The sequence below is a fragment of the Vreelandella halophila genome, from assembly GCF_019903425.1.
Taxonomy (GTDB): domain Bacteria; phylum Pseudomonadota; class Gammaproteobacteria; order Pseudomonadales; family Oleiphilaceae; genus Halospina; species Halospina halophila.
The window spans coordinates 2,109,053-2,130,439 of record NZ_JACHUZ010000013.1; the positions used below are offsets into that span (position 1 = coordinate 2,109,053).

Annotated in this window: 17 protein-coding genes; 14 read left to right on the forward strand and 3 right to left on the reverse strand. The window is 61.6% G+C overall.

Going from position 1 to position 21,387, the window contains the following annotated elements:
- Window positions 1–149: 149 nt before the first annotated feature.
- A complete protein-coding gene (topA, locus tag H4I92_RS14210; RefSeq protein WP_077531203.1) occupies window positions 150–2,843 on the forward strand; it encodes a type I DNA topoisomerase in 2,694 nt (897 codons plus the stop codon).
- 39 nt (window positions 2,844–2,882) lie between these two features.
- Here topA and H4I92_RS14215 read toward each other — a convergent pair whose 3' ends face one another.
- Both H4I92_RS14215 and gltA read right to left on the reverse strand, forming a co-directional pair.
- Window positions 2,883–3,755 (reverse strand): NAD(P)-dependent oxidoreductase, encoded by an 873-nt coding sequence (locus tag H4I92_RS14215; protein WP_077531204.1) that lies wholly within the window; start codon window positions 3,753–3,755, stop codon window positions 2,883–2,885.
- A gap of 68 nt (window positions 3,756–3,823) precedes the next feature.
- A complete protein-coding gene (gene gltA, locus H4I92_RS14220) occupies window positions 3,824–5,098 on the reverse strand; it encodes a citrate synthase (protein WP_077531205.1) in 1,275 nt (424 codons plus the stop codon).
- A gap of 392 nt (window positions 5,099–5,490) precedes the next feature.
- On the opposite strand from gltA, the gene sdhC reads away from it, so the two are divergent.
- The 13 genes from sdhC to rluB all read left to right on the forward strand — a co-directional run bounded on the left by sdhC (window position 5,491) and on the right by rluB (window position 20,280).
- Window positions 5,491–5,865 carry a succinate dehydrogenase, cytochrome b556 subunit gene (gene sdhC / locus H4I92_RS14225; RefSeq protein ID WP_077531206.1) on the forward strand — a complete coding sequence of 125 codons (375 nt, stop codon included), beginning with the start codon at window positions 5,491–5,493 and terminating at the stop codon, window positions 5,863–5,865.
- On the forward strand, window positions 5,859–6,206 hold the full coding sequence (sdhD, locus tag H4I92_RS14230; protein ID WP_077531207.1) for a succinate dehydrogenase, hydrophobic membrane anchor protein: 348 nt from the start codon (window positions 5,859–5,861) through the stop codon (window positions 6,204–6,206). Before sdhC ends, sdhD begins: the two co-directional genes overlap by 7 nt.
- 3 nt (window positions 6,207–6,209) lie before the next feature.
- Entirely contained in the window at window positions 6,210–7,982 is a 1,773-nt protein-coding gene (gene sdhA, locus H4I92_RS14235) for a succinate dehydrogenase flavoprotein subunit (RefSeq protein ID WP_077531208.1), read from the forward strand.
- 15 nt (window positions 7,983–7,997) lie between these two features.
- Window positions 7,998–8,702: a succinate dehydrogenase iron-sulfur subunit gene (locus H4I92_RS14240; protein ID WP_077531209.1), complete on the forward strand. Its 705-nt coding sequence runs from the start codon at window positions 7,998–8,000 to the stop codon at window positions 8,700–8,702.
- Window positions 8,703–8,869: 167 nt separating this feature from the next.
- Window positions 8,870–11,707, forward strand: coding sequence for a 2-oxoglutarate dehydrogenase E1 component (locus tag H4I92_RS14245; RefSeq protein ID WP_077531210.1), 2,838 nt, complete (start codon window positions 8,870–8,872; stop codon window positions 11,705–11,707).
- Between the two features lie 26 nt (window positions 11,708–11,733).
- The gene (gene odhB / locus H4I92_RS14250) at window positions 11,734–13,017 is read left to right on the forward strand and encodes a 2-oxoglutarate dehydrogenase complex dihydrolipoyllysine-residue succinyltransferase (protein WP_077531211.1); all 1,284 of its coding nucleotides are present in this window, start codon (window positions 11,734–11,736) and stop codon (window positions 13,015–13,017) included.
- Between the two features lie 29 nt (window positions 13,018–13,046).
- A complete protein-coding gene (gene lpdA / locus H4I92_RS14255) occupies window positions 13,047–14,489 on the forward strand; it encodes a dihydrolipoyl dehydrogenase (RefSeq protein ID WP_077531212.1) in 1,443 nt (480 codons plus the stop codon).
- A 34-nt stretch (window positions 14,490–14,523) separates the two neighbouring features.
- Window positions 14,524–15,693: an ADP-forming succinate--CoA ligase subunit beta gene (sucC, locus tag H4I92_RS14260; RefSeq protein WP_077531213.1), complete on the forward strand. Its 1,170-nt coding sequence runs from the start codon at window positions 14,524–14,526 to the stop codon at window positions 15,691–15,693.
- Window positions 15,690–16,562 carry a succinate--CoA ligase subunit alpha gene (sucD, locus tag H4I92_RS14265; protein ID WP_077531214.1) on the forward strand — a complete coding sequence of 291 codons (873 nt, stop codon included), beginning with the start codon at window positions 15,690–15,692 and terminating at the stop codon, window positions 16,560–16,562. Before sucC ends, sucD begins: the two co-directional genes overlap by 4 nt.
- Before the next feature lie 118 nt (window positions 16,563–16,680).
- A complete protein-coding gene (locus H4I92_RS14270) occupies window positions 16,681–17,898 on the forward strand; it encodes a tryptophan--tRNA ligase (RefSeq protein ID WP_179105719.1) in 1,218 nt (405 codons plus the stop codon).
- Entirely contained in the window at window positions 17,895–18,722 is an 828-nt protein-coding gene (locus H4I92_RS14275; RefSeq protein WP_077531215.1) for a segregation and condensation protein A, read from the forward strand. The genes H4I92_RS14270 and H4I92_RS14275 overlap by 4 nt, the downstream gene beginning before the upstream one ends.
- Window positions 18,722–19,354, forward strand: a complete 633-nt coding sequence (gene scpB, locus H4I92_RS14280; RefSeq protein ID WP_077531216.1) for an SMC-Scp complex subunit ScpB — start codon at window positions 18,722–18,724, stop codon at window positions 19,352–19,354. Before H4I92_RS14275 ends, scpB begins: the two co-directional genes overlap by 1 nt.
- A complete protein-coding gene (gene rluB / locus H4I92_RS14285) occupies window positions 19,351–20,280 on the forward strand; it encodes a 23S rRNA pseudouridine(2605) synthase RluB (protein ID WP_077531217.1) in 930 nt (309 codons plus the stop codon). Before scpB ends, rluB begins: the two co-directional genes overlap by 4 nt.
- Here rluB and H4I92_RS14290 read toward each other — a convergent pair.
- Window positions 20,270–21,229 (reverse strand): GGDEF domain-containing protein, encoded by a 960-nt coding sequence (locus H4I92_RS14290; RefSeq protein ID WP_077531218.1) that lies wholly within the window; start codon window positions 21,227–21,229, stop codon window positions 20,270–20,272. The two genes, rluB and H4I92_RS14290, sit on opposite strands and share 11 nt — an antisense overlap.
- Window positions 21,230–21,387 lie beyond the last annotated feature (158 nt).

Sequence of the window (21,387 nt, forward strand, 5' to 3'; positions counted from 1 at the left end):
TCCGCTTCCAAGCCCTCAAAAGCCCGGCCTCGCGCCGGGCTTTTTGTTTGGGGTCACTTGACCCGCCATGACCCAATCCCTATATATTGTCGCCACGTCCATGGCCGGTGCCATGGTCACTACACTGTTCTGAGGAAGATTTCGCCGTTATGGGTAAAAGTCTGGTAATCGTGGAATCCCCCGCCAAGGCCAAGACCATCAACAAGTACCTTGGTGATGACTACATCGTGAAGTCCAGCGTGGGGCATATCCGCGATCTGCCAGTGAGTGGTTCCGGCAACCGTAAAACGGACCCCAAGGAGCGTGCCCGCCAGGCGGCGGAGACGCGCAAGATGGATCCCGAGACCAAGGCCCGATACAAGCAGCAGAAGGCTCATGATCAGTTGATCCGTCGCATGGGGGTGGACCCGGAGAACGACTGGGAAGCCCACTACGAGATCCTTCCCGGCAAGGAAAAGGTGGTCAGCGAGTTGCAGCGGCTGGCGAATAACGCCGATGCCGTCTACCTGGCCACGGACCTTGACCGCGAGGGGGAGGCGATCGCCTGGCACCTGAAGGAGGCCATTGGCGGCAACGACGACAAGTACCGGCGTGTGGTGTTCAACGAGATCACCAAGCGTGCCATCCAGGAGGCCTTTTCCGAACCCACGGATGTGGACACCCATCGGGTCGAGGCGCAGCAGGCGCGCCGGTTCCTGGACCGTGTGGTGGGCTATATGGTCTCGCCACTGCTGTGGAGCAAGATTGCGCGCGGGCTTTCCGCCGGTCGTGTGCAGTCCGTGGCGGTGCGGCTGATTGTTGAGCGCGAGCGTGAGATCCGCGCTTTTGTACCGGAGGAATACTGGGAGCTGGACACGCTTCTGACGCCGCCCGAGCAGAAGAATGTGGGCATCCCGTTCGAGGTGGCAAAGTATGGTGACAAGCCCTACCGGCCCACCAATGAACAGCAGAGTAATGAGCACGTTGAGCGTCTCAGGGCGCTGGCGGACGATGAGCAGGCGTTCCGCGTAGCCAAGCGTGAGGATAAACCGACCAAATCCCGGCCCTCGGCGCCGTTCATCACCTCCACGCTGCAGCAGGCGGCGAGTAACCGCCTCGGGTTCAGCGTGAAGAAGACCATGACGCTGGCCCAGCGCCTGTATGAGGCCGGCTACATCACCTACATGCGGACGGATTCCACCAACCTGAGCCAGGATGCGATCCAGTCCGCGCGCGGTTATATCCAGGCCAGTTTCGGCGACGATTACCTGCCCGAGAAGCCCCGTTATTACACATCCCGTGAGGGCGCGCAGGAAGCGCACGAGGCGATCCGGCCTTCCGACGTCAAGCGCCGGGCCCAGGACATCAGCGGCCTGGAGAAGGACGCCGAGCGGCTCTATGACCTGATCTGGCGCCAGTTCGTGGCTTGCCAGATGACCGACGCCGAGTTCCTGAGCACGTCTGTGACCGTGGTCGCGGGGGATTACCAGCTCAAGACCCGTGGCCGGATCATCCGGTTTGATGGTTTCCAGAAGGTGGCGCCGTCCTCTGGCAAGAAGGATCAGGACGTTGTCCTGCCGGACATCGCGGAAGGCGACCGCCTGATCCTGAGCGAGCTGACCCCGAGCCAGCACTTCACCAAGCCGACACCGCGCTACACCGAGGCGTCGCTGGTCAAGGAGCTGGAAAAGCGCGGCATCGGGCGGCCCTCAACCTACGCCTCCATCATCTCGACGATCCAGGAGCGTGGTTATGTGCGTCTGGAGAACCGGCGATTCTATGCCGAAAAGCTCGGCGACATTGTTACGGACCGGCTGAACGAGTCCTTCTCCAATCTGCTGGATTACGATTTCACGGCGCGCATGGAGGAGGAGCTGGACGAGGTTGCCGAGGGCAGGGAGGACTGGAAGCAGGTTCTCAATGAGTTCTACGAGCGCTTCTCGAAGCAGCTTGAACAGGCGGAATTCGAGGACGGTGGCATGCGCACCAATGCGCCCACGGATACGGAGATTGAGTGCCCGGACTGCGGTCGGCCCATGCAGATCCGCGTGGCCAGCACAGGGGTCTTTCTCGGCTGCTCCGGCTATTCACTGCCGCCCAAGGAACGCTGCAAGAAGACCATCAACCTGATTCCCGGAGACGAGGCGGTCAGCGCGGACGAGGATGATGACGGCGAGGGTGAATCCCGCCTGCTGCGCGAGAAACACCGCTGCCCGAAATGTGGCACGGCCATGGACAGCTACCTCATCGATGAGACCCGCAAGCTGCACGTGTGCGGCAACAGCCCGGACTGTGACGGCCAGGAGCTGGAGTACGGCAGTTTCCGCATCAAGGGTTACGAGGGTCCGACGCTTGAATGCGACAAGTGTGGCAGCGAGATGCAGCTCAAGAGCGGGCGCTTCGGCAAGTATTTCGATTGCACCAATTCGGAGTGCAAGAACACCCGCAAGCTGCTGCGCAACGGCGAGCCCGCACCGCCCAAGATGGACCCGATCCCCATGCCGGAGCTGCAGTGCCAGAAGGTGGACGACACCTATGTGCTGCGGGATGGTGCCTCGGGCCTTTTTCTGGCTGCCAGCCAGTTCCCCAAGAACCGCGAGACGCGGCCGCCTATGGTGAGCGAGATCAAGCCGCACGCGGCGGAGCTGGATCCCAAGTACGCCTACATTCTGGATGCCCCGGAGCGTGATCCCGAGGGTAACCCGACCACGGTGCGCTACAGCCGCAAGACCAAAGAGCAGTATGTGGCCTCGGAGAAGGACGGCAAGGCGACCGGATGGCAGGCCTACTACCGCAACGGCCGCTGGGAGCCCCATGAGAAGAAGAAATCCGGCGGGCAGGGCGGTAAGCGCAAGGCCAGCTGAAGGGGCGTTCGCCCCCTTCAGGCGATCCCGGGTGTGAGGTCAGGAATTGGCCCGCAGCCGCTCCAGCAGCGCTGAGGTGTCCCAGCGCCCACCGCCCAGGTTCTGTACGTCGGAATAGAACTGGTCGACCAGCGCTGCAACCGGCAGGCTGGCGCCGTTGTTCCGCGCTTCCGCGATGCAGATGCCCAGATCCTTGCGCATCCAGTCCACTGCGAAGCCGTGGTCGTACTCGCCTTCGATCATGGTCTGTGCGCGGTTGTCCATCTGCCAGGACTGGGCCGCGCCGCCACTGATGGCCTGCACAACCGAGGCCGGGTCAAGCCCCGCTTCCTCCGCGAAATGAAGTCCTTCCGACAGCCCCTGCAGAAGACCGGCGACGGTGATCTGGTTCACCATCTTGGTGAGCTGGCCATGACCCACGCCGCCCATGTAATTCACGGCCTTGCCGTAGCAGTTGAGTACAGGGAGCGCGCGGTCGAAGGCGGTACGCTCGCCACCACACATGATGGTCAGTTGGCCGTTTTCAGCACCCTGCTGGCCGCCGGATACCGGGGCGTCCACCCAGCTGTGACCGGCTTCGCCTGCCAGTTCCGCCAGTTCCCGGGTAACACTGGCGGAAGCCGTGGTGTGGTCGATCAGCACGGCGCCTGTGGGAGCATTGGCGATGATGCCCTGTTCCCCCGTGTAGAGCGCCCTGAGGTCCGGATCCGCCCCCACGCAGGTGACGACGGCATCCGCGCCAGCCACGGCCTCCACAACACGCTCCGCGGTGTCGCCGGGGTAGTCCCGGGCCCAGGCCTGTGCCTTTTCATCTGTTCGGTTGTAGACCCGCACGCTGAACCCATCATGCCGGGCCAGGTGCCCGGCCATGGGAAAACCCATGACCCCGAGTCCGATGAAAGCAATCTGCATGGGACGCTGCCTCCTCCTGTCTCCTGAAACGAGAAAACCCGCTCGGAAGCGGGTTTTCGGGGGTGCTGTTACTCGCTGGGATAGTCGCGCTTGGTGTAGCCGCTGTAGAGTTGGCGCGGCCGGCCGATGCGGTAGTTGCCGCTGACCATCTCATTCCAGTGGGAGAACCAGCCAATGGTGCGCGAGAGCGCGAAGATCACCGTGAACATCGAGGTCGGGATGCCGATGGCCTTGAGAATGATCCCGGAGTAGAAGTCGACGTTCGGATAGAGCTTGCGCTCAATGAAGTAGTCGTCTTCCAGCGCGATCTGCTCGAGACGCTGGGCAATCCTCAGCAGCGGGTCGTTCTCCAGTCCCAGCTCCTGGAGTACCTCGTGGGCGGTGTCGCGCATAACCCGGGCGCGTGGGTCGAAGTTCTTGTAGACCCGGTGGCCAAAGCCCATCAGGCGGAAGGGGTCGTCCTTGTCCTTGGCCCGCTCGACGCAACGTTCGACGTTGGATTCATCACCGATCTCGTTGAGCATGTTCAGGACCGCCTCATTGGCGCCGCCATGCGCCGGACCCCAGAGAGCCGCGATGCCGGCCGCGATGACCGCGAACGGGTTGGCGCCGGTGGAGCCGGCCAGGCGGACCGTGGATGTGGAGGCATTCTGCTCATGGTCCGCGTGCAGGATGAAGATCTTGTCCATGGCCTTGGCCAGGACCGGGTTCACTTTGTACTCCTCGCAGGGTACGCCGAACATCATGTACAGGAAGTTCTCGGCATAGCCCAGATCGTTGCGCGGATACATGAAAGGCTGGCCGATCGAGTACTTGTAGCACATGGCCGCGATGGTCGGCATCTTGGCAATCAGCCGATGAGCCGCTACCTCGCGTTCGTACTGATCCGTCAGGTCCATGGTGTCGTGATAGAAGGCGGAGAGCGCCCCGACCACGCCAACCATAATGGCCATCGGGTGCGCATCGCGGCGGAACCCGTTGAAAAAGTGGCTCATCTGGTCGTGTATCATGGTGTGGTTATTGACGGTGCGGCGGAAGCGCTCGTTTTCCTCGGCGGTGGGGAGTTCGCCGTGGAGCAGCAGGTAACAGACTTCGAGGTAATCGGCGTTGTTGGCCAGCTGTTCGATGGGGTAACCGCGATGCAGGAGAACCCCGTTCGCCCCGTCGATGAAGGTGATTTTCGATTCGCACGCGGCGGTGGAAACAAACCCGGGGTCGTAGGTGAACCAGCCTTCCGTGACCAGATTTCTCACATCAATCACATCAGGGCCCTGGGTACCGGAATAGATTGGCAGTTCCAGGGTTCGGCCTCCGACCGAAAGCGTTGCTTTCTCGTTGGACATGGTGTTCTCCTGTCAGTTCAGCAAACCAGTGCTGGAGATGACGCACAGCGGACCCAAGTATCGCAGAAGATTGACCCGGACGTCACGGATCAGGCGTCGGGGTGGGCCAGTCGGCAGGGGTCGCTTGATGTAACGCCTTCGCGGTCCGCGAAAATATAGGGCGGTGTTACCAATTGTCAATCTGTCTGTTACCTGGGGGCCGTTGGGGGTCGCTTGCCGGTTTGTAATCACCGGGGGCAGTCTCTATAATTCCTAGCCCGTAGACGGGAGCCCGCCAGCGAGACGGCGGTTCTAACCCGCCCGCTGATCAGAGCAATGATCCACCAACACACTGTGCCCGGCTGTCGGGACCGACCGACACCGCCCGGCGCACCAGACAGGGGTCAGGAGCCGTGACGACCAAACGACCGGTTAACCTAGAAATCAGCACCATCCATTTTCCCATTCCCGCCATAGCATCAATCTTGCACCGCATCAGTGGCATTGTGGCGTTTGTAGGGATCGCATTCCTTCTCTATGGTCTCGACCAATCACTGGCCGGTGAGGCCGGGTTCGCGTCCGTGGCGGCGCTCATGGCGCACCCGCTGAGCAAGCTGGTGGTCTGGGGCACGCTGTCGGCGCTTGCCTATCACCTGGTGGCGGGTATCCGTCACCTGATCATGGATATGGGCGTTGGGGAGACGCTTGAGGGCGGCCGCCTCAGCACCAAGATCACCTTTGTGGTCTCTGCCGTACTGATTGTTCTGCTGGGAGTCTGGATATGGTAAGGAGTGTCACCAACCTCGGGCGAACCGGTGCCTACGACTGGCTGATGCAACGTGTCTCAGCCGTGGTACTGGCGCTGTACACCCTGTTCCTGACGGGGTTTGTGCTGGGGTCGTCCGATCTCGATTACGCACAGTGGGCCGGCCTGTTCGACCAGATGTGGATGCGCATCTTCAGCCTTCTCGCGCTGATTTCGCTGGGTATCCACTCGTGGGTCGGTCTCTGGACGATCACTACCGATTACATCAAACCGACCGCGCTGCGGTTTGTCGTCCAGGCCGGCTGCGGGCTGATCATGTTTGTCTACCTCGTCTGGGGTGTCGAGATTCTCTGGGGGCTCTGAATCATGTCCAATCTTAGAACCATGTCGTTTGATGCACTCGTGATCGGTGGTGGCGGTTCCGGACTGCGGGCCGCACAGCAGCTGACCCAGTCCGGCATCAACACAGCATGCATCTCCAAGGTCTTTCCGACCCGGTCCCATACCGTCTCCGCCCAGGGTGGCATCACCTGTGCCATTGCCAGTGCGGATCCGAACGATGACTGGCGGTGGCACATGTATGACACCGTCAAGGGCTCCGACTATATCGGGGACCAGGAAGCGATCGAATACATGTGCTCAGTGGGCCCGCGTGCCGTCTATGAGCTGGAGCACATGGGGCTGCCGTTCTCCCGCTTTGAGAACGGCCGTATCTACCAACGCCCCTTCGGTGGCCAGTCCAAGGAATACGGCAAGGGCGGTCAGGCGGCGCGCACCTGCGCAGCGGCGGACCGTACCGGCCACGCACTGCTTCACACCCTCTACCAGGCCAACCTGCAGGGGGGCACGACCTTCCTGAATGAGTGGTATGCCGTGGACTTGGTGAAAAACCAGGATGGTCAGGTGGTGGGTGTCATCGCCATCGAGATGGAAACCGGTGAAGTCGTCTACATCAAGTCCAAGGCGACGGTACTGGCAACCGGCGGTGCCGGCCGCATCTACGCCTCCACCACCAACGCCCTGATCAACACCGGTGACGGCGTGGGCATGGCCCTGCGGGCCGGTATTCCGGTTCAGGATATGGAGATGTGGCAGTTCCACCCCACTGGTATCCATGGCGCGGGCACTCTGGTGACCGAGGGCTGCCGTGGTGAGGGCGGTTATCTGGTGAATTCGGAGGGCGAGCGCTTCATGGAACGCTATGCCCCGAACGCCAAGGACTTGGCCGGCCGTGACGTGGTGGCCCGGTCCATGGTGCTGGAGATCCTGGAAGGCCGTGGCTGCGGCCCCAACAAGGATCACGTCTATCTTAAGCTCGACCATCTGGGCGAGGAGACACTGAATCTGCGCCTGCCGGGCATCCTGGAGCTTTCCCGGACCTTTGCCCACGCGGACCCGGTCAAAGAGCCGATCCCGGTGGTACCGACCTGTCACTACATGATGGGCGGCTTGCCGACGAACATCGGTGGTCAGGTTATGACCCAGGACGCCAATGGTAACGACCAGCCCATCGAAGGGCTCTTTGCCTGCGGCGAGGCGGCGTCGGTATCCGTACACGGTGCCAACCGCCTGGGCGGTAACTCCCTGCTGGATCTGGTAGTGTTCGGCCGTGCGGCCGGGCTGCAGATCGAGAAGCAGCTGCGTGAAGGCGGCGACAGCATGGAGGCCAGCGAGAGCGATATCCAGCAGGCCATGGCGCGGCTCGACCGTCTCAACAGCGGCGAGGGCACGGAGCGCGTGTACGATGTCAAGAAGGAACTCCAGGACACCATGCAGCTTTACTTCGGGGTTTTCCGCGATGGCGAACCCATGGAGAAAGGCCTCAGAATTCTGGATGAGATCGGCGAAAAGATCCGCAACACGAAACTCGAGGACACCAGCAACGCCTTCAACACGGCCCGTGTCGAGGCGCTGGAGCTGGAGAACCTCTACGAGGTTGCGTACGCAACGGCGGTGTCAGCCATTGAGCGTCGTGAAAGCCGTGGCGCGCATGCGCGGAATGACTATACCGAGCGTGATGACAAACAGTGGCTGAAGCACTCCATCTACTTCCCGCTTGAGAAGCGGCTGGGTCAGCGCGAGGTCAACTTCGCACCGCGCTCGATGGATGCGTTCCCGCCGACAGTCCGGAAGTACTAATAAAGAGGTGTTGTGATGCTGGTCAGTCTCTATCGCTACAATCCTGAAACGGACAATGTTCCGTACATGCAGGACGTCGAGGTTGAGCTTCCGGAAGGCAAAGATCTGATGGTTCTCGACGTGCTGCACATGATCAAGGAACAGGATGTGAGTGTTGCGTTCCGCCGCTCCTGCCGCGAGGGGGTTTGCGGCTCCGACGGCATGAACATCAACGGCATGAACCGGCTGGCGTGCGTAACGCCGGTTTCGGAAGTCGTGAAGAAGGATAAACTGGTACTGCGCCCGCTTCCGGGGTTGCCCGTGGTGCGGGACCTGGTGGTGGACATGTCGATCTTCTACCAGCAGTACGAGAGGATCCAGCCGTACCTGATCAATGACAATCCCGAGCCCGCGATTGAGCGTCTCCAGTCCCCCGAAGACCGGGAGAAACTCGACGGGCTCTATGAGTGTATCCTGTGCGCCTGCTGCTCAAGTTCCTGCCCTTCGTTCTGGTGGAATCCGGACAAGTTCGTGGGCCCTGCAGGGTTGCTGCAGGCGTATCGTTTTCTGGCGGACAGCCGTGACACGGCGACTGCGGAACGTCTCGATAATCTTGATGACCCGTTCAGCGTATTCCGCTGCCGCGGGATCATGAACTGTGTGAGTGTCTGTCCCAAAGGACTGAACCCGACACGTGCAATCGGCCATATCCGTACTATGCTGATGCAGCGCACAACCTGATTATCGCGACACTGTTCACGCCAGAAGACGCTCAGGGCGGCCCTCAGGCCGCCCTTGGTTAATGCGCGTCACGGCAACACCGTGTCGCGCAAGGGCACGCGGCCGGAGCTCAAAAGGCCTGGGCCGCGTTTGCTGACACGAAGTTCAGTCAGAGGCGAGCGAGTGCCATGCATGAAAGCATAATGGAGCAGCTGTGGCGGACGTCCCACCTGCAGGGTGGGAATCTGGCCTACGTTGAGGATCTGTTCGAAACCTACCTCAAGGATCCCAACGGCGTTCCGGAAGAATGGCGGCGTTATTTCGACCAGCTTCCAGGGATACCAGGCGACCACAGGCCCGATGTTCCACACCGAGAAATCCGAGACCAGTTCCGATACATTTCCCAGAATCAGCGCCGTTATTCTCCAGCCCAGGGCGCTCCCTCTTCCATCTCCAAGGCCGAAGAAAAGCAGGTCCGCGTTCTCCAGCTGATCAACGCCTATCGCTTCCGTGGCCACCAGAATGCGGACCTCGATCCGCTGGGGTTGCTGGATCGGCCGAAAGTGAAGGATCTCGATTACCGCTATCACGAGCTGGATGACGACGATCTGGACGTGGAGTACCAGACCGGGTCGCTGTTCTTCGGCTCTGAACGCATGAAGCTGCGCGATATCATCGATGGGCTTGAGCGCACCTACTGCAGCACCGTTGGCGCCGAGTACATGCACATCGTCGACACCACGATGAAGCGCTGGTTCCAGCAGCGGCTTGAGAGCGTCAAGTCCCATCCCAACTATGAAAAGGAAACCCAGCTGAACCTGCTGGAACGCCTCAACGCCTCCGAGGGGCTGGAGAAGTACCTGGGGTCGAAGTACCCGGGCACCAAGCGCTTCGGTCTTGAGGGCGCGGAGTCGCTCACACCCTGTGTCAGTGAGCTCATCCAGCGCGCCGGTTCCTACGGTGCGCGCGAGATTGTCATCGGCATGGCTCACCGGGGCCGGCTGAATATCCTGGTCAACACCCTGGGCAAGAATCCCAAGGAGCTGTTCGATGAGTTTGACGGCAAGGTGACCATGGAGCAGGGCTCCGGTGACGTTAAGTATCACCAGGGGTTCTCATCCAACGTAATGACACCTGGTGGCGAGGTGCATCTGGCACTGGCCTTCAACCCGTCCCACCTGGAGATCGTGACACCAGTGGTAAGTGGTTCCGTGCGTGCCCGCCAGGCGCGGCGCGAGGACAAGGTCGGCCAGCAGGTGCTACCCATCGCAATCCACGGGGACGCATCCTTCGCCGGCCAGGGCGTGGTCATGGAGACCCTGCAGATGTCACTGACCCGGGGCTACGGCGTCGGCGGAACAGTGCACATTGTGGTGAATAACCAGATCGGTTTCACCACCAGCCACCGCTACGACGCGCGTTCCACGGAATACTGCACGGATGTGGCCAAGATGGTGCAGGCGCCGATACTGCACGTGAACGGGGATGACCCCGAGGCGGTGCTCTATGTGACCCAGCTGGCCATGGACTACCGTAACGAATTCGGCCAGGACGTGGTCATTGATCTGGTGTGCTACCGTCGCCGTGGCCACAACGAGGCGGACGAACCGTCCGCCACGCAGCCGCGGATGTACGAGAAGATCCGTAACCACCCGACCACCCGTGACCTCTATGTGAAGCAGCTGGTTAGTGACGGCGTTATTCAGGAACAGGATGCCAAGAAGCTGTTCGAGGAATACCGCGACAAGCTCGACAATGGCGACCATGTGGTGGATGCGCTGGTAAAAGAGCCCAACACCGACCTCTACGTGGACTGGACCCCCTACATCGGTCACGAGTGGACCGCGCGCTGCAAGACCAGCGTGCCGATGAAGACCATCCAGGAACTCGGGCGCCGGATTTCGACCGTTCCCGAAGGATTCTCCATCCAGCGCCAGGTCAAGAAAATCATGGAGGACCGCGGCAAGATGACCCAGGGCGCGCTGCCGCTCAACTGGGGCTATGCCGAGACCATGGCGTATGCGAGCCTGATCAATGAGGGGCATCCCATCCGCTTTACCGGCCAGGACTCGCGTCGCGGTACCTTCTCGCACCGCCACGCGGTACTGCACAACCAGAAGGACGGCTCTGAGTACGTGCCGCTGGAGCACATCCGGGACGACCAGCCGCGCTTCGAGATCTACGACTCGCTGCTGTCAGAAGCGGCGGCGGTGGCGTTTGAGTACGGCTATGCCACGACCACGCCGGCGACACTGACCATCTGGGAGGCCCAATTCGGCGACTTCGTCAACGGTGCCCAAGTGGTGATCGACCAGTTCATTACCAGTGGTGAGCACAAGTGGGCGCGGCTCTGCGGGCTGACCCTGCTGCTGCCTCACGGTTACGAAGGGCAGGGGCCGGAGCACTCCTCGGCGCGGCTTGAGCGCTTCCTGCAGCTGTGTGCCGAGCACAACATCCAGGTATGCGTGCCGACCACGCCTTCCCAGGTGTTCCATATGCTGCGCCGGCAGGTTAAGCGTCCGCTGCGCAAGCCGCTGATTGCACTCACGCCTAAGAGTCTTCTGCGCCACAAGGAGGCCGTTTCCTCCCTGGATGACCTGTGCGAGGGCACCTTCCGGACGGTGTTGCCGCCGAAGGAAATGCCCGATCCGCGCAAGGTGAAACGGTTGATCATGTGCAGCGGCAAGGTCTATTACGATCTGCTCGAGAAGCAGAAGACGGATGAACGTGATGACACCCTGATCGTGCGGATTGAACAGCTCTATCCCTTCCCGCACGACGACCTGAATGCGGTTCTGGCGCCCTACAGCCATATCGAGAAGGCAGTCTGGTGTCAGGAGGAACCCATGAACCAGGGGGCGTGGTACTGCAGCCAGCATCACATGCGCCAAGCGCTGGAAAACGTGCCCAAGAAGCCGCGACTGGAATACGCGGGCCGCAAGGCCTCGGCAGCGCCGGCTTCCGGCTATCCCAGTGTTCACGCTCAGGAACAGAAACAACTCGTTGAAGACGCATTCTCGGTCTAACGGGTCCCGACAAGAAAGGAAGGGCAATGACAACAGATATCCAAGCTCCGGTTTTTCCCGAATCCGTCGCGGAAGGAACGATCGCTACCTGGCACAAGAAACCCGGCGAACAGTGCGAGCGGGATGAGCTGATCGTCGACATCGAGACCGATAAGGTGGTGCTCGAGGTGGTGGCGCCCGGCGACGGTGTCATCAAGGAGATCGTCAAGGGCGAGGGCGATACCGTTGAGAGCGGCGAAGTGATCGGCAAGTTCGCGGAAGGCGAATCCGGTTCCGCCGCTGGCGGTGAGGCGAAGGAGGAGTCAGAGGACAGCGGTGGCGGTGAGTCCGCGGCTGCCCAGGAAGAGCCGGAATCCGAACCAGCTGCTTCGGGCGACAAGAGTGGCGAAGAGCCGTTGGTCAGCCCGGCCGCGAAGAAGATGGCGGAAGAGAAGGGCGTTGACCTGTCGAAGGTGGAGGCCACCGGTAAGGGCGGGCGCGTTCTGAAGGAAGATGTTCAGCGCGCCGCGGACCAGAAAGGCAGTGAACCGGCATCCGCCGCGCAAAGCAGTGGCAGCGGAAGCCAGGCGGCCGCCCCCGGGGCGCCGGCCGGCAGCATGCCTCAGGGCGAACGCCCCGAGAAGCGCGTACCCATGACCCGGATGCGTGCCAGCATCGCCAAGCGCCTGGTGGACGTCCAGCAGACCACGGCCATGCTCACCACCTTCAACGAAGTGAACATGCAGCCGATCATGGACATCCGCCAGCAGTACAAGGAGTCCTTTGAGAAGCGACATGGCGTCAAGCTCGGGTTCATGGGCTTTTTCGTGAAGGCGGCGACTGAAGCCCTCAAGCGCTTCCCGGCTGTGAACGCCTCCATCGACGGCAATGAAATGGTCTATCACGGCTATCAGGATGTGGGCATTGCCGTATCCACGGACCGGGGGCTGGTGGTGCCGGTGCTGCGCGATGCGGACGCGCTCTCGGTCGCTGACGTGGAGCAGGGCATCAACACCTTCGGCCAGAAGGCGCGGGACGGCAAGCTCACCATTGAGGAGATGACCGGTGGTACCTTCTCGATCACCAATGGCGGTATTTTCGGGTCGTTGATCTCGACGCCGATCCTGAATCCGCCACAGACGGCGATCCTTGGCATGCACAAGATCCAGGAGCGCCCCATGGCCGTCAACGGTGAGGTCAAGGTGCTGCCGATGATGTATCTGGCGCTGTCCTACGACCATCGTATGATTGACGGTAAGGAAGCTGTGCAGTTTCTTGTCACGATCAAGGAGCTGCTCGAGGATCCGGCGCGGATTCTTCTGGACGTCTGATAACGAATCACTGGCAAGCAGGAATCACTATGTCTCAAGATTACGACGTCATCGTCATCGGTTCCGGTCCGGGCGGCTATGTTGCTGCAATCCGTGCCGGCCAGCAGGGAATGACCGTTGCCTGTGTCGAAGGCTGGAAGAACGACAGGGGCGACCAGGTGCTGGGTGGTACCTGCCTGAACGTGGGCTGTATCCCCTCCAAGTCGCTGCTTGAGACCTCCCACAAGTACGAGGAGGCGAAGCACGGTTTCGAGAAGCAGGGCCTGAAAATCAAGGAGCTTGATGTCGATATCGAGCAGATGATGAAGAACAAGAACGAGATCGTCGGTAACCTCACCGGCGGTATCGCGGGGCTGTTCAAGTCCAACGGGGTGACTTCCATCCATGGCTGGGGCCGTGTGCTTAACAGCAAACAGGTGGAAGTGACCGACCCCAAGGGCAACAAGAGCACCTACGGGGCCAAAAACATCATCATTGCCACCGGCTCCCGGCCGATCGAGATCCCGCCGGCACCGATGAAGGAAGGCAAGATCGTCGACAGCGAAGGCGCTCTGGAATTTGATGAGGTGCCCAAGCGCGTGGGCGTGATAGGCGCTGGGGTCATCGGTCTGGAGCTCGGCAGTGTCTGGAACCGGCTCGGCTCCGAGGTCACCATGCTGGAAGCCCAGGACACCTTCCTGGCCGGCGTGGATCAGGCCATTGCCAAGGATGCCTACAAGAGCTTCCAGAAGCAGGGCCTGGATATTCGCCTGAAATGCCGTGTTACCAAGACTGAGGTCAAGCGCAACCTAGTCTATGTCACCTATGAGGATGGCGAGGGTAACGAAGAGCAGATCAAGTGCGACAAGCTCATCGTGGCTGTTGGTCGTACCCCGAATACGGAAAAGCTGTTCTCGTCCGATTCGGGCGTGGATCTCGACGAACGTGGGTTCGTGGCTGTGGATGACGAGTGCCAGACCAATGTGCCCGGGATCTATGCCATCGGCGATGTGGTGCGTGGCCCGATGCTGGCGCACAAGGCTTCGGAAGAGGGCATGATGGTGGTTGACCGGATCGCCGGCTATGCGACCGAGGTCAACTATGACTGCATTCCCAATGTTATCTACACCCATCCGGAGCTGGCCTGGGTCGGCAAGACCGAGGAAGAGCTCAAGTCCGAGGGTGAGCCCTACAAGGTCGGTGCCTTCCCGTTTGCGGCGAACGGTCGGGCCATGGCTGCCAACGCAACCGAAGGTCAGGTACGCATCATCGCTCACGAGGAGACCGACCGGATACTGGGTATGCACGTTGTGGGGCCCCAGGCCTCCGAGATCATCGCCCAGGGCGTGATCGCGATGGAGTTCGGCTCCAGTGCCGAGGACCTGGCCCTGACCTGCTTTGCGCATCCGACGCTGTCCGAATCCGTCCATGAGGCGGCACTGGGTGTGGACGGCATGGCGATTCACAAGGCAAATCGACGCCGGAAGAAATGACCGGCGCAATCTCCAACACAACAGGTTGTGATCTATGAATCTGCACGAATATCAGAGCAAACAGCTCTTTGGGGAGTACGGCCTGCCCGTCTCCGAGGGCGTGGCCTGTTCCACCGCTGATGAAGCGGTGGCGGCTGCCGATAAGATCGGCGGCGACGGCTGGGTGGTCAAGGCCCAGGTACACGCCGGTGGCCGCGGCAAGGCCGGCGGTGTGAAGCTGGCCAAGTCGAAGGACGAGATCCGTGCCTTTGCGGACCAGTGGCTGGGTGAGCGTCTGGTGACCTTCCAGACGGATGAAAAGGGTCAGCCCGTCAACCGGATCCTCGTCGAGTCCCTGACCGACATCAATCAGGAACTCTATCTGGGCGCGGTTGTGGATCGTGGCTCCCGCCGGATCGTCTTCATGGCCTCTACCGAGGGCGGTGTCGAGATTGAGAAGGTGGCCGAGGAAACCCCAGAGAAGATCCTGAAGGCAACGGTGGACCCGCTGGTGGGCGCGCAACCCTACCAGGCCCGTGAGCTGGCTTTCGGGCTGGGCCTTCAGGGTGACCAGATCAAGCAGTTCACGAAAATCTTCCTAGGGCTGGCGAAGCTCTTTGAGGACAAGGATCTGGCACTGATCGAAATCAATCCGCTGGTCATCACCGATCAGGGCAACCTGCACTGCCTGGACGCCAAGGTGGGCGCGGATGACAACGCCATGTACCGCCAGAAGCAGCTTGCCGAGATGCGCGACCTCTCCCAGGAGGACGAGCGCGAAGCGCATGCGGCCGAGTGGGACCTCAACTATGTCGCCCTCGATGGCAACATCGGCTGCATGGTCAACGGCGCTGGTCTTGCCATGGGTACCATGGACATCATCAAGCACCACGGCGGCCAGCCGGCCAACTTCCTGGACGTCGGCGGTGGCGCGACCAAGGAGCGCGTGGCCGAAGCGTTCAAGATCATCCTTTCCGATGACACCGTCAAGGCCGTTCTGGTCAACATCTTTGGTGGCATTGTGCGGTGCGACATGATCGCCGAAGGCATCATGGGTGCGGTTGAAGAGGTGGGCGTTACGGTTCCCGTGGTGGTCCGCCTTGAGGGCAACAACGCCGAGAACGGACGCCAGAAGCTGGCGGACAGCGGCCTGAACATCATCGCGGCCAGCAGCCTTACCCAAGCCGCCGAAAAAGTCGTTGCCGCAGCCGGAGGTGAAGCATGAGTGTACTGGTGAACAAGGAAACAAAGGTGATCTGCCAGGGCTTCACCGGCGCCCAGGGGACCTTTCACAGCGAACAGGCGCTGGAATACGGGACCAATCTGGTCGGCGGCGTCAGCCCGGGCAAGGGTGGTACCGAGCATCTGGGTCTGCCCGTATTCAATACCGTGCGCGAGGCGGTCCAGCAGACCGGCGCGACCGCGACCGTGATCTACGTGCCCGCCCCCTTCTGTAAGGACGCGGTGGTCGAGGCGGCGGATGCCGGCATTGAGCTGGTGGTCTGCATCACTGAGGGCATCCCGACGCTGGATATGCTCTATGTGAAGGAATACGTGGATCGCAAGGGCGTGCGCATGATCGGCCCGAACTGCCCCGGTGTCATTACCCCGGAGCAGTCCAAGATCGGCATCATGCCCGGCTACATCCACAAGCCCGGCAAGGTCGGCATCATTTCCCGCTCCGGCACGCTGACCTACGAGGCGGTCAAGCAGACCACGGACTACGGGTTCGGTCAGTCCACCTGTGTTGGCATTGGCGGCGACCCGATCCCAGGTTCCAACTTCATCGACATGCTCGAGCTGTTCGAGAAGGACCCGGAAACCGAGGCCATCGTCATGATCGGTGAGATCGGTGGTACGGCCGAGGAAGAGGCGGCTGCCTACATCAAGGAGAACGTGAGCAAGCCGGTGGTTTCCTACATCGCGGGTGTTACGGCACCGCCCGGCAAGCGCATGGGCCACGCCGGCGCCATCATTGCCGGTGGCAAGGGCACGGCGGACGAGAAGTTCAGTGCCCTGCACGATGCGGGCGTGCACACGGTGCGCAGCCTGGCCGACATCGGCAAGGCCATCAAGGAGGCGACCGGCTGGTAAGACGGCCGGCGCATACGCCCTTTAAAGCCGACCTGCGGGTCGGCTTTTTTCGTTGATTAACCCATGAACGTTTCGTGCGTATAATCATGCCAGACCCTGAACCAATGAGGAGACCGGATTGACTTCCGTTGAACCCCAGCAACGCATCCTTTCAGGGATGCGGCCCACTGGCCGCCTGCATCTGGGCCACTACCACGGTGTTCTGGCCAACTGGGCCCAGCTCCAGCACGAGTATGAGTGTTTCTTCTTCGTGGCGGACTGGCACGCGCTGACCACCATGTACGAGGATCCGTTCACCATTGAGGAGAGCATCTGGGACATGGTGATCGACTGGCTGGCTGCAGGGGTCAATCCCGGGTCTTCGACCCTGTTCATCCAGTCCCATGTGCCGGAGCACGCGGAGCTTCACCTGCTGCTGTCGATGATCACGCCGCTGGGGTGGCTGGAGCGGGTGCCGTCGTTCAAGGACCAACAGGAGAAGCTCAAGGAAAAGGATCTGGCGACCTATGGGTTCCTCGGGTATCCATTGCTCCAGAGCGCGGACATCCTGATGTACCGGGCCGGCCTGGTGCCGGTGGGTGCCGACCAGGTCTCCCACGTGGAGATAACGCGCGAGGTGGCCAGGCGCTTCAACCACCTCTATGGCCGGGACCCCGGGTTCGAGGAGCAGGCCGAGGCGGCCATCGCCAAGATGGGCAAGAAGAACGCCAAGCTCTACCGCAGCCTGCGCCGGCGCTTCCTGGAGCAGGGTGATGAGGAGGCGCTGGAGACGGCCCGGGCACTGCTCAAGGAGCAGCAGAACATTTCCATCGGGGACCGTGAGCGGCTCTATGGCTACATCGAGGGCGGGGGCAAGGTAATCCTTCCGGAACCCCAGGAGCTGCTGACGCCGGAGGCGCGGCTGCCGGGAACGGATGGGCAGAAGATGTCCAAGTCCTACGGCAACACCATCTTCATGCGCGAGGAACCGGATTCGGTCAGCCAGAAGATCCGGACCATGCAGACGGATCCGGCGCGGGTTCGGCGCAGTGATCCGGGTGACCCGGAGAAGTGCCCGGTCTGGGACCTGCACAAGATCTACTCCGACGACAGTACCCGCGAATGGGTCTGGAATGGCTGCCGCAACGCGGGCATCGGTTGCATCGATTGCAAGAAGCCGCTCGAGGAGAAGGTGATCGAGGAGCAGAAGGGCTTCCGGGAACGTGGCCGCGAATACGAGAACAATCCGGACCTGGTGCGCTCGATCCTGGATGAGGGCCGTGAACAGGCGCGCGACGCCGCCCGGGATACCCTGCAGGAAGTCCGGCGCGTGATGGGGCTGGAATACCGTCGATGACCACGGAAGCGGAAACCGGCACCGGGGAGAACCGGGCCTCGCCGGATCGGGAGGCGCTGGCACGGGTAGCCGGCGAGCCGGTTCATGATCTGCCCCAGGATCTCTACATCCCGCCGGATGCACTTGAGGTCTTTCTGGACGCCTTTGAAGGCCCGCTGGACCTCCTGCTGTATCTGATCCGGCGGCAGAACATGGATATCCTGGACGTGGATGTCAGCGCGATCACCGATCAGTACATTGAGTACATCGCGCTCATGGAGGCGATGCGGTTTGAACTGGCCGCCGAGTACCTGGTGATGGCGGCCACCCTGGCCGAGATCAAATCCCGCATGCTGCTGCCACGCCAGACTGAGGAGGAGGAAGAAGAGCACGACCCGAGGGCCGAGCTCATCCGCCGCCTCCAGGAATACGAGCGCTACAAGATGGCGGCCGAGGACATTGATGCATTGCCGCGGCGGGACAGGGATTTCCATCTGGCCGGTGCGAAGCCGCCGGAAATGCCCGAGCGCCAGTTGCATCCGGACGTCAGCCTGCGCGAGATGCTGCTGGCCCTTAGGGGGGTGCTGGAACGTGCGGATCTGTATGAGCACCACCAGGTTGAGCGTGAGCAGCTGTCCACCCGGGAGCGAATGTCCAGTATTCTGGAACAGCTTTCCGGCGACAGCTTCGTGCGCTTTGAGACACTGTTTTCGCCGGAAGAGGGTCGGCTGGGTGTGGTCGTGAGCTTCATCGCCACACTGGAACTGATCCGTGAGCAACTGGTGGAGGTGGTGCAGTCCGAGCCGCTGGCGCCGCTTCACATCCGTGCAAGAGGGAGTGCCTGATGGACGAGGCGAGCATCGACCAGGTCCAGCGCATTGTCGAAGGCGCGCTCATGGCGGCTGGAAAGCCGCTCAGTCTGGATCAGCTGCAGGCGCTGTTCGACGAGCATGAGCGACCCACGCGCACGGTGCTTGAACACGTGCTCTCATTGATCGAGCAGTCTTGTGAGGGGCGGGGTTTTGAGCTCAGGAAAGTGGCCTCGGGCTGGCGCTTCCAGGTGCGGGAATCACTCTCGTCCTGGGTGAGCCGGCTCTGGGAGGAGAAGCCCCAGCGCTATTCCCGTGCCCTGCTGGAGACGTTGGCCCTGATCGCCTATCGTCAGCCCGTTACCCGGGGCGAGATTGAAGAGGTACGCGGGGTCACGGTGAACACCAACATCATCCGGACCCTGCTGGACCGTGAATGGATCCGGGTGGTGGGCCAGCGTGACGTACCGGGCCGCCCCTCGATGTACGCCACGACGAAACAGTTCCTGGACTATTTCAACCTGCAGTCACTGGATGAGCTGCCGAGCCTCGCGGAGGTCCGTGATCTCGAGACCATCAGCCGCGAGGTGGAAGACCGGCTCCAGGAGGAGCTGGCACTGGATGAATCCAACGCCAATTCCCAAGAAGAAACGGAGACGAACGTATGAGTGATTCCGGTCATACACCGAACGAGGCCGGCGAGCGTCTCCAGAAACTGCTGGCGCGCGCCGGCCTGGGCTCAAGGCGGGCCATTGAGGGCTGGATCAGCCAGGGGCGCGTGCAGGTCAATGGTGAAGTCGCCCAGCTGGGCGCCCGCGCGACGGCTCAGGATGAAATCGTCGTGGATGGACGCAGCGTGGACCTGGATTCAGCTGCCTCGCCCACGCGGCGGGTCATTGTCTACAACAAGCCCGAAGGCGAGGTAACGACCCGGGATGACCCGGAGGGTCGGCCCACTGTTTTTGAGCGGCTGCCCCAGCTTACCGGCGAGCGCTGGATCGCGGTCGGGCGCCTGGATATTTCCACCAGCGGGCTGCTGCTGTTCACCACTGACGGCGAACTCGCCAATCGGCTGATGCACCCCTCCTGGCAGGTGGACCGTGAATACGCCGTGCGCATTTTCGGTGAGGTGGATGACGCCATGGCCGAACGTCTGGTCAGCGGCGTTACGCTTGAGGATGGTGACGCGCGCTTTACGGATCTTGTGTATTGGGGGGGCACCGGTCACAACCACTGGTATTACGTGGCGATTATGGAGGGGCGCAACCGTGAGGTGCGGCGCCTGTGGGAGTCTCAGGGGGTTCAGGTGTCACGGCTCAAGCGCGTGCGTCACGGTCCGATCTTTCTGCCCAGCCGGCTGAGTGCTGGACGCTGGGAGGAGCTGGGTCAGGCGGATGTGGATACGCTGAGTGACTCCGTCGGGCTAGAACGGGTGCCCGTCAAATCCCCGACGCCCCCGGAAAAGCACCGGCTGCGTCGCCTCAAGCGCAAGCGGCCGGCCCGGCCCGACAACCGGAAGTCCGCAAAGCCCGCGGAGAAGGGGCGTGGCGGCACCAAAGGCCGCCAGGGAAAGGGGCGCAGCCCTAAACGCTGACGGCGTTGTCCAGGCCGTCAGTGCCATCGCCGGCAATGCGAACTCTGTCGCGGCCACTGTTCTTGGCGGCGTACAGGGCGCCATCCGCAGCCCGCAGGAGGTCGTCCTCGTCGTCACTGTCACCCAACGTGGCAACGCCGATAGATGCGGTGATGGATAGAGCCCTTTCAGCGTAATGCATGGGCTGTTCCCGGAATGCGCACCGCAGCCGTTCCGCCACCAGGTGCGCGGCTTCCTGGCCAGTGTGGGGCAGCACAACGGCGAATTCCTCCCCGCCATAACGGAAGCCCTGGTCGCAGGAGCGGATCTGGGCTTCAATCCGTTCGCTGACCAAGCCAAGGATCTCGTCGCCCGCCGCGTGCCCGAGGGTGTCATTGATCTGCTTGAAGTGGTCCAGGTCCACCAGCAGCAGGCTCAGTGGCTGAGTGTAGCGCCGAGCCTGCTCCACGTGGTTTTCAAGCGTCTCGTCCAGGGCGCGGCGGTTGCCCATGCCGGTGAGGCCGTCGGTCATCGCGGATTCCAGAGCCTCCTGGTAGCGCCATGCGTTGCGCAGGGGCTGGATGAGCACACCGATGGCCTGTTCAATGAACATCAGTTCGTCGTCGCGGAAACGTTCACGGCGGTCCAGTCGCAGGGAGCCCAGCTCCTGGCCGCGCAGCGAAAGGTTGTAGCAGCAGTGATGGGGTCCGCCGGAACCGAGCAGGTAACCGAAGTCCCCACCGCTGCGTGAGCGACGGTAGGCCAGGGCAGCGAAGGGAATTACCTGGTTCAGCTCCTCGGCAAAAATGTCCAGCATTGTATTGAGGTCCAGCGTCTGGTGCAGGCGGCTGCACAGGACGGTAAGCCGGTTGGTGTTTTCCTGCCACTCATCAATGATCCGCACATTTTCCGCGGCATCACGGGCCTGTTTCAGATCAATGGGGCGGGCGTTGCCGGTTACCTTTTTCATGCCTTACTCCGGTCTCGGATTCGCTGACAGGCTGTTTAAGCGAAATCCGTGCCAGTCATTATTAATACTTTAAAAACAGCGGCTTGAAAATATTTTGCGCCTCTCCCGGGGGTGTTGCTGGCCGGTGTGGCAAAAAAATGACGGCAGGCCCTGGCCGC